Consider the following 9,949-nt stretch of genomic DNA (forward strand, 5'->3'; position numbering starts at 1 on the left):
GAATATAATTAATGGAAGCTAAAATGGAAAAAATAGAAGCAAATTTAGTTAAAATTGAAGTAAGAGTTGAGGCAGAAAAATTTAATGCTGCTTTAAAAAAGGCATATAACAAGAACAAGCAAAATTTTAATGTTCAAGGTTTTAGAAAAGGTAAAGTTCCTATGGCAATGGTTAAGAAGTTCTATGGTATAGAAGTTCTTTTTGAAGATGCTATTAACTTTGCAATAGATGAAACTTATGGAAAAGCACTAGAAGAAAATAACATAAGACCTGTTGACTATCCAAAGGTTAATGTTGTTGAAGTTGGAGAAGATAAGGATCTTGTATATACTGCTGAAGTTACAGTATATCCAGAAGTTGAACTTGGAGAATACAAAGGTTTAGAAGTTGAAAGACCAACATATGAAGTAAAAGAAGAAGATATTGAAAAACAATTAAAGTCAATGCAAGAAAAAAATGCAAGGATTGAAACTAAGACTGAAGGAACAGTAGTAGATGGAGATGTTGCAGTTATCGACTTTAAGGGATTTATTGATGGAGTTGCTTTTGAAGGTGGAGAAGGAAATGATTATTCACTAGAAATAGGCTCAGGTTCATTCATTGATAATTTTGAGGAACAATTAGTAGGAGCAGCTGTTGGAGAAAAGAGAGAAGTTAAGGTTACTTTCCCTGAAAACTATGGAAAAGAAGATCTTAATGGAAAAGAAGCAGTATTTGAAGTAACTATAAAGGAAATAAAAGTTAAGGAGCTTCCTGCTTTAGATGATGAATTTGCTAAAGAAGTATCAGAATTTGATACATTAGCAGAGGTTAAAGAAGATATAAAGAAAAAGTTAGAAGAACAAAGTGCTGAAACAGCAGATAGAGAATTTGAAAATGCAATTATAACTGCTGCAGTTGAAGTTTCAAAAATTGATTTACCACAAGTAATGGTAGAAAAAGAAATAGATGTTATGGTTGGAGATCTTGAAAATAGATTAAAATATCAAGGATTAACTTTAGATCAGTATATGGAGTTTACAGGAAATACAAATGAAAAGATGAGAGACTACATGAGAGAAAATGCTGATAGAAAAGTTAGAGCAGATTTAGTTTTAGATGCAATAGCTAAAAAAGAAAGTATTGAAGCTACAGAAGAAGAATTAAAGGAAAAAGCTTTAGAGCTTGCTAAGATGTATTCAGCTTCTGAACACGAAAAGATGGCAGAAATGTTAATAAATGCTCAAAAGTCTATGATTGAAAGAGATATAGTTATTGAAAAGACTATTAAGCTATTAAAAGATAACGTAAAATAATATATTTGATAATTTAATATAATGATTATAAGAAAATTGCCAGAAATTATTTCTGGCAATTATTTCAAATAAAACATTAACAAAAACATTAAAATCTTGTATAATTACAATATGAGAATAGACTCTAGATAAGATAGAGTAATATAAAGAGGAGGTAGAATTATGGCATTAGTACCTATGGTAGTAGAACAAACAGGTAGAGGGGAAAGATCTTACGATATATTTTCAAGATTATTAAAGGATAGAATAGTTATGCTTAGTGGAGAAGTTAATGATGACTCCGCAAATCTTGTAATTGCCCAATTATTATTCCTAGAAAGTGAAGATCCTGATAAGGATATTTATTTATACATAAATAGTCCAGGTGGCTCAGTAACAGCGGGAATGGCTATATATGATACAATGAATTATATCAAAGCAGATGTATCTACAATCTGTATGGGACTCGCTGCATCAATGGGAGCATTCTTATTGTCTAGTGGAGCAAAAGGAAAGAGATTTACACTTCCTAATGCAGAAATAATGATTCACCAACCTTTAGGCGGATTCCAAGGGCAAGCAACAGATATTGATATTCATGCTAAAAGAATATTAAAGACTAAGGAAAAACTTAATAAAATTTTAAGTGAAAATACCGGTAAATCGTTAAAACAAATTTCTCAAGATGTAGAAAGAGATTACTTCATGGACGGCGATGAAGCAGCTGAATATGGAATAGTGGATAAAGTTATAACAAGTCATGATTTAGGGAAGGATAAATAGTAGATATATAGTCTGAGTGAGGTGAATATATGGCTAAATATGATGAAAAAAAGCAACTAAAGTGTTCATTTTGTGGAAAAAGTCAAGACCAAGTTAAGAGATTAATTGCTGGTCCTGGAGTTTATATATGTGACGAATGTATTGATTTATGTTCGGAAATAATAGCAGATGAATTTGAAGAAACAGTAGAATTTGATGCAAAAGCATTACCAAAACCACAAGAAATAAAAAATTATTTAGATGATTATGTAGTAGGTCAAGAAAGTGCAAAAAAAGCTCTTTCAGTAGCTGTTTATAATCACTATAAAAGAGTTAATTCAAATGATACTAGTGATGATGTAGAATTACAAAAAAGTAATATTTTGTTGTTAGGGCCAACAGGATCTGGAAAAACATTTTTAGCACAAACATTAGCAAAGTTTTTAAATGTACCTTTTGCAATAGCAGATGCTACTACATTAACAGAAGCTGGATATGTAGGAGAAGATGTTGAAAATATACTTTTAAGGCTTATCCAAAATGCTGATTATGATGTTGAAAAAGCTGAAAAAGGAATAATATATATTGATGAAATAGATAAGATTGCTAGAAAGTCAGAAAACCCATCTATTACTAGGGATGTCTCGGGAGAGGGTGTTCAGCAAGCATTGTTAAAAATATTAGAAGGAACCGTTGCCTCAGTGCCACCTCAAGGAGGAAGAAAACATCCTCACCAAGAATTTATTCAAATAAATACTGCAAATATATTATTTATTTGTGGTGGTGCATTTGATGGAGTTGATAAGATTATAGAAAAGAGAACAAGAAAGAGTTCTATAGGGTTTGGAGCAGACATACAATCTAAGAAGGAAAAAGATGTGGGAAGTTTGCTTAAGGATATTCTGCCAAGTGATCTTTTGAAATTTGGATTAATACCTGAATTTGTAGGTAGATTACCTATAGTTGTAACATTAGAATCATTAGATAAGAAAGCTCTTGTAAATATATTAAGTCAACCTAAAAATGCTTTAGTAAAGCAATATAAGAAGTTATTTGAGATGGATAATGTTGAACTTGATTTTACTGAAAAGTCATTAGAAGCTATTGCTGAAAAAGCAATAGAAAGAAAAACTGGAGCTAGAGGATTAAGGTCAATAATAGAAGATGTTATGACTGAAATAATGTTTGACATACCTTCTGATAATAGGGTTACTAAAGTTATTATTACAGAACCAACGATAACAAATAAAGAACAACCTGAAATTCATAGATTAGCTGAAGGTGAGGAGAGAGTTGCTTTACCTAAGCCTAAGAAAGCTAAAAAGAGCAAGGGTATGGAAACTGCTTAGTGCAGTATAGAGAGAGTGATAGTAAAGACTATCACTTTTTTTTATGAGAATTATTTCAAAAGTAAAAAAATCCATTGTATAGTGTTCTGTTAGTAGGTTAATAATTATAACTAGAAATATAACTAACGGAGGAATCAGTGATGGCAGAAATATTAATTCTTTTACAAGTAATATTAATGGTTATAATAATTTACTATATGGTTTATAGTAATAAACATACTAATTCTAAAAAAATTATAATAAATAAAGAAAATAGAAAAGAAATGGATAAATTAAATAAGATGAAAGGAGTATCATTAACAATACCTTTAACTGAAAAGAGTAGGCCAAGAAAATTTGAAGAGGTTATAGGCCAAGAAAATGGCATAATGGCTTTAAAGGCAGCGCTTTGTGGACCTAATCCTCAACATGTTATAATATATGGGCCTCCGGGTATTGGTAAAACAGCAGCTGCAAGATTGGTGTTAGAAGAGGCCAAAAAGAATAATAAATCGCCTTTTAGGAACAATGCAAAATTTGTAGAGATAGATGCAACAACTTTAAGATTCGATGAAAGGGGAATTGCAGATCCTTTGATTGGTTCTGTACATGACCCAATTTATCAAGGGGCTGGCTCTCTTGGAGTAGCAGGAATACCACAACCAAAACCAGGAGCTGTAACAAAAGCGCATGGAGGAATATTATTCATAGACGAAATAGGAGAGTTACATCCTATAGAATTAAATAAATTGCTGAAAGTTTTAGAAGATAGAAAGGTTTTTTTAGATAGTTCCTATTATAGTTCTGAAGATCCTAACATACCTGACTATATAAAAGAGATATTTGATAATGGATTGCCTGCTGATTTCAGACTTATAGGGGCAACTACAAGAAGTCCAGATGAGATATTGCCAGCAATAAGATCAAGATGTGTAGAAATATTTTTCCGTGGATTAATGCCAGAAGAAATAATAAAAATTGGAAATGATGCTGCAAAAAAAATAGGGCTATCTATAGAGGAAAATGCAAAAAAATTAATAGGAGAGTATTGCTATAATGGACGTGAAGTTGTAAACCTAGTACAGTTATCAGCTGGAATAGCAATTAATGAGGACAGAAAAATTATAACAGTTCAAGATGTTGAATGGGTAATAGAGAATGGACAATATATAAAAAGAATTGAACCTACTATAAACAAAGAACCAACGATTGGAGTTGTAAACGGGTTAGCAGTATATGGGGCAAATCAAGGTGTTTTGATGTTGATTGAGGTTTCAGCAAAGAAATCAAAAGATTTTGGAAGCTTAAAAGTATCAGGAATGGTAGAAGAAGAGAGTATATCAAGTAGCAACAGAAAGATAACTAGAAAAAGTACAGCAATATCATCTGTTGAAAATGTTATTACAGTACTGAATAATATATATAACTTAGAATGTAACAAATATGATATACATATTAACTTTCCAGGTGGAATGCCAGTAGATGGACCATCAGCAGGTATAGCTATTGCAACAGCAATATATAGTGCTATAAAAAAGATTAAAATAAATAATTGTATAGCTATGACAGGGGAAATTGGTGTTCTTGGAGGAGTAAAAGCAATTGGAGGAGTAAAAGCTAAGATAATGGGGGCAAAAAAAGGAGGAGCAAAAGTTGTTATTATTCCAAAGGATAATTGGAGTGAAAGTCTAGAAGAGATGAAGGATATAAAGATTCATTCAGTTGAGAGCATAGGTGATGTTTTTGATATTGTATTTGAAAAAACATCAATTGTAAATGATACTAAAATTGAGATATTATCTGCTAGTTTAAGAAATGAAGAAAAGAGTAATTTATAATTGAAAGAATCAATTTATAGGGCTATTACGAATGAGTTAATTGTAGAATTATAGATATTCTAATAGTTAAAAAGAATGCCCAATTTAAGGGTTTATTTATTGAAAAAACAAGTTATTATGGTATACTAATTAAGACTAAATAAATATTATGTGGATGGAGGGAAGAAAGATGGATAATAAAGATACACTTCCATTAATTCCTCTAAGAGGATTAACTATTTTTCCTAATATGGTACTACATTTTGATGTAGGAAGGGAAAAATCAATTGAGGCTATTGATGTAGCTATGTTAAATGGTGAAGAAATATTTCTTGCAACTCAAAAACAAATGGAACTTGATAATCCAAGCAGTTCAGATATAAGTAATATAGGAACACTGTGTAAGATAAAACAAATTATAAAGATGCCTGGAGATACTATAAGAGTATTAGTGGAAGGTAAAGCTAGAGGGAAAATAAAAAAATATATTGATAATGATAAGTATTTTGAAGTAGTAATAGAGAAAATTGATGATAGTCCTAGTAATGATAAGGAAGATGCTGAGTTAGATGGCTATTTTGAAAGCTTAAAGAAAACATTTAAAAAGTTTATTAAAGCAGCTGGGGAAGAAAGTCCTGAAATGATGACTAATATTAAGCTTGAAAAGAATGTTTATGAATTTGTGAATATAGTGGCAAGTTATCTTCCTTTATCGGAAGAGAGGAAGCAGGAAATACTAGAAACTATAGATATAAAAAAGAGAATAGAATTACTTCTAATTTCTCTTGAAAAAGAACTAAAAGTTATAAAAGTTCAAAAGAAACTTGCAAATAAGATGAAAAAGAGTGTAGATGATTCTCAGAAGGAATTTTATTTAAGAGAACAACTTAAATTTATTCAGGAAGAACTTGGAGAAGATGATGAAGAAAAGGTTATAATAAATAAGTTTGAAGAGAAAATCAATAAAACTAAACTTCCTAAGGAAGTAAAAGAAAAGGCGCTTAATGAACTTGGAAGGCTGAAGAGAATGAATATTTCTTCCTCAGAAGGAAATACAGTACAATCTTACCTAGAGTGGTTGTTAGACATTCCTTGGGGTAAATATACTAAGGAAGTTCTTGATATTAAGAAAGCTGAAGAGGTATTAAATTCAGAACATTATGGTTTAGAAGATGTTAAGGAAAGAATTTTAGAATATCTTGCTGTTAAGAAGATGAGCGGATCGCTAAAAGGACCTATATTGTGTTTAGTTGGTCCTCCAGGTGTAGGTAAAACTTCTATAGCTAAATCTATAGCTAAAGCTATTAATAGAAAATATGTAAGGATGTCTCTCGGTGGACTTAAAGATGAATCTGAGATAAGGGGCCATAGAAGAACATATGTAGCTGCAATTCCAGGGAGAATTATTTATGGGTTAAAAGAAGCAAAAGCATTGAATCCCTTAATATTATTAGATGAAATTGATAAATTAAGTACTGACTATAAAGGAAATCCAGCTGATGCATTGTTAGAAGTTCTTGATAGTGAACAAAATAAGACATTTAGAGATAATTACATCGAGCTTCCAATAGATTTATCTAAAGCCTTATTCATTACTACAGCCAATAGCTTAGATACGATACCAAGACCATTACTTGATAGAATGGAAATTGTAGAAGTATCGGGTTATACTTATGAAGAGAAATTCCATATAGCTAAAAACCACTTAATGCCTAAGATATTTAAGGAATATAACTTGAATAATGATAAAGTAACAATTAAAGATGATGCAATTAAAGAAATAATTGATGGTTATACTAGAGAATCTGGTGTAAGATCTCTTGAAAGAGCTTTAGGAAAGCTTATTAGAAAATCTATAGCTGAATTATTAAAGGACAATAAGGAAACTATAACTATTAATAAAAAGAAGGTAGAAAAGCTAATGGGAACTAGAATTTTTACTTTTGATGAGATAAAGAAAGAAGATAAACTTGGAGTTGTTACAGGACTTGCATGGACTGCATATGGTGGAGATACATTACCTGTAGAGGCTATGGTCATGAAGGGAAATGGGAAGTTACAGTTGACAGGAAAACTTGGAGAAGTTATGCAAGAATCAGCTAAGGCTGCATATTCTTATGTAAGATCAAATGCTTCAAAGTATGGAATAAAAGAAGATTTTTATAAAGAAAAAGATATACACATACATGTTCCAGAAGGTGCTGTTCCTAAAGATGGTCCTTCAGCTGGTGTAACTATGGTTACAGCTTTAGTTTCAGCTTTATCAGGAAGAAAAGTTAAAGGAAATGTAGCTATGACTGGAGAAGTTACTTTAACTGGTAGGGTATTACCTATAGGTGGGCTTAAAGAAAAGTCATTGGCAGCATTTAGAGCTGGTGTTAATACTATAATAATACCAAAAGAAAATGCCAGTGATGTAGAAAAGATACCAAGTAGCATAAGAAATAAAATAAAAATAATAAAAGCAGAAGAAGTTGGCACTGTTCTTGAGAATGCTTTAATTGGAAAGGGTACTAATGTTAATTAAAACAAGTGAATTTATAATATCTGCAGTAAAGAGGGAACAATATCCAACTGATAATAGAGTGGAAATTGCTTTTGTTGGTAGATCTAATGTTGGAAAGAGTTCTATAATAAACGCATTAACAAATAGGAAAAAACTAGCTAAGGTTAGTCAAACTCCTGGTAAGACAAGGTTGATTAATTTCTTTCTTATAAACAATGATTTTCATCTTGTGGATTTACCTGGATATGGGTATGCAAAAGTTTCAAAGAAAGAACAAGCAAGTTGGGGAAAAACCATTGAGACATATTTACATGGTAGAGAAGAATTAAAAAGAGTTGTACTGTTAGTTGATTCAAGGCATAAGCCGACGGCTGACGATATTACAATGTTTGAATGGATAAAACATTATGGATATGATGTAATAGTTGTAGCGACTAAAAAAGATAAACTGTCAAACAATGATTTAAGAAAAAGTGAAAAATTAATAAGGGATACATTGAAATTAACTTCAGAAGACAAGTTGTATTTTTTCTCGTCTTTAAACAAAAAGGGTAGAGATGAGTTAATTGACAATTTATTTGGAGATTTGGCAAGTGAAGAATAAAAAAGAGCGAAAGCTCTTTTTTTTATTCATTTGTAATGTTAAGCAATAAAGAATTCGATAGTAGTTAACAAGATTAACTATAGAAAGAGTTTTATCCTAAAATTTTGTGGCAAATAGACCTTGGGAGAATAGTATATAGTATAAAAACAAATATAAATTCCAAGGAGGAAAAACAATGGAGATTAATGACATTATTAACGGATTAAACTGTAACGGAGAATCCAATAATAATATAAACAGTGGAAATTGTGGTGGTTTTGGAAACTGTGGCGGTTTTGGAAACTGCGGCTGGATATGGTGGATTATAATATTATTCTTCTTCTGTGGCGGTTGCGGAGGTAATTGTGGCGGCTTTGGCGGATATGGCAACCAATGTTGTTGTGAACCTTGTTGCTGTAAACCATGTTGTTGCAAAGAGAAAAATTATGACCCATGTTGCGATATGAATCGCAATAATTCATTCCTAGGTGGATCATGGTGGTTATTCTTATTAGTTATTCTATTTATTTGTGGTGGTTGTGGCTGTAATAACGGAAATGGTAACTTTGCATAATGAGTTACAAACTAATGCTATCAGAAGGGAGAGATAGTTATGTCAAAGAAGAAGCATAAAAAAGACAATTGTTGTTGCTGCTGCTGCAATAATTATGGCGGAAATGGCATATTTGGTGGAAATGGCATCTTTGGTGGTGGCTGCGATAGCTGTGGTGCATGGGAAGCTATATTATTTTGGCTAATAGCTTGTGGAGCAGGAATATTAAACACCAATTCAATATTAATAATATTACTATTTATACTTTACGGTTGGAGCGAAACAAATTGTGGATACAACAACGGGTATGGTTATTAGTAAAGTTGAGTGGAGGGCAGTTTAAGCCCTCCAAAAAAATTGAATTAAAAGGTTAACCAATAATTGATATATACATATAATAGCTAATATAAGGCTTTAGTAGGAGGATAGATTATGTCAAAACATAGACATAAATCCAATGAAGGTAATAGAATGGTTAGGAATCAATTGAACGGGTCTATGAATAGTAATCCTTTCGGTATAAGTCCTCAACAACTTTTAGGATTATTAGGTGGAAATATAGATATGACTGGACTAGGAAACATGTTATCGAATATGGGCAAGGACGGATTTGATTTAAATTCAATTAATGAACAAATTAATGCTAATAATATTAATAATGGTGTTAATGGAAATACTATAAAAAATAATGACATTAAAAAATCTAGGGATAATGAAGGAAATAGAAGAGTTAGAAAAGAAAAACATAAAGAGACTGCTGATGAGATAGTAAGTTGTAATGAAGAAGATGAGAACATAGAACTACTAATTGCTTTAAAAAAAATAGTTGATCCAGCTAAGATAGAGTTAATTGATAGGATTATTGAATTATATAACGGAGGAATGTTGGATGATAAATAATTGTATATTTTGTTCATATTAAGTCAATAATATTATTGTACCGGAGAAAGTATTCTCCTATAGCTAAATGAAGATTTTCTTCATAGAAGCTAAAACCCCCCATCCCCCTTTTAGGCCGCATTTTATAGATGCGGCCTTTTAATTTATGTGTGCCCAGCATGGGCACGTACTAGTCGGTGAAAGTCCGATATGGGGGTTGATAGTGCCAACCATTAGCTTAAGACAA

Annotated in this window: 9 protein-coding genes; all 9 read left to right on the forward strand. The window is 31.4% G+C overall.

Annotated elements, in window-relative coordinates:
* The first annotated feature begins 11 nt into the window (after window positions 1-11).
* The 9 genes from tig (at window position 12) to FAY47_RS17275 (ending at window position 9,723) form a co-directional block, all read left to right on the forward strand.
* Window positions 12-1,295 carry a trigger factor gene (gene tig / locus FAY47_RS17235; RefSeq protein ID WP_143318175.1) on the forward strand — a complete coding sequence of 428 codons (1,284 nt, stop codon included), beginning with the start codon at window positions 12-14 and terminating at the stop codon, window positions 1,293-1,295.
* A gap of 162 nt (window positions 1,296-1,457) precedes the next feature.
* The gene (clpP, locus tag FAY47_RS17240) at window positions 1,458-2,057 is read left to right on the forward strand and encodes an ATP-dependent Clp endopeptidase proteolytic subunit ClpP (RefSeq protein ID WP_143318176.1); all 600 of its coding nucleotides are present in this window, start codon (window positions 1,458-1,460) and stop codon (window positions 2,055-2,057) included.
* Between the two features lie 29 nt (window positions 2,058-2,086).
* Window positions 2,087-3,385: an ATP-dependent Clp protease ATP-binding subunit ClpX gene (clpX, locus tag FAY47_RS17245; protein ID WP_143318177.1), complete on the forward strand. Its 1,299-nt coding sequence runs from the start codon at window positions 2,087-2,089 to the stop codon at window positions 3,383-3,385.
* Window positions 3,386-3,525: 140 nt separating this feature from the next.
* The gene (gene lonB, locus FAY47_RS17250; protein ID WP_143318178.1) at window positions 3,526-5,202 is read left to right on the forward strand and encodes an ATP-dependent protease LonB; all 1,677 of its coding nucleotides are present in this window, start codon (window positions 3,526-3,528) and stop codon (window positions 5,200-5,202) included.
* 169 nt (window positions 5,203-5,371) lie between these two features.
* Complete coding sequence (gene lon / locus FAY47_RS17255) at window positions 5,372-7,708, forward strand: endopeptidase La (protein WP_143318179.1); 2,337 nt, start codon at window positions 5,372-5,374, stop codon at window positions 7,706-7,708.
* Window positions 7,698-8,291 carry a ribosome biogenesis GTP-binding protein YihA/YsxC gene (gene yihA, locus FAY47_RS17260; RefSeq protein ID WP_143318180.1) on the forward strand — a complete coding sequence of 198 codons (594 nt, stop codon included), beginning with the start codon at window positions 7,698-7,700 and terminating at the stop codon, window positions 8,289-8,291. Before lon ends, yihA begins: the two co-directional genes overlap by 11 nt.
* A gap of 175 nt (window positions 8,292-8,466) precedes the next feature.
* Complete coding sequence (locus FAY47_RS17265) at window positions 8,467-8,844, forward strand: hypothetical protein (RefSeq protein ID WP_143318181.1); 378 nt, start codon at window positions 8,467-8,469, stop codon at window positions 8,842-8,844.
* Between the two features lie 39 nt (window positions 8,845-8,883).
* Window positions 8,884-9,141 (forward strand): hypothetical protein, encoded by a 258-nt coding sequence (locus tag FAY47_RS17270; RefSeq protein WP_143318182.1) that lies wholly within the window; start codon window positions 8,884-8,886, stop codon window positions 9,139-9,141.
* Between the two features lie 114 nt (window positions 9,142-9,255).
* On the forward strand, window positions 9,256-9,723 hold the full coding sequence (locus FAY47_RS17275) for a hypothetical protein (protein WP_143318183.1): 468 nt from the start codon (window positions 9,256-9,258) through the stop codon (window positions 9,721-9,723).
* Window positions 9,724-9,949: the final 226 nt, after the last annotated feature.

Source organism: Clostridium sp. HBUAS56017, from assembly GCF_007115085.1.
Classification (GTDB): Bacteria; Bacillota; Clostridia; order Clostridiales; family Clostridiaceae; genus Clostridium; species Clostridium cibarium.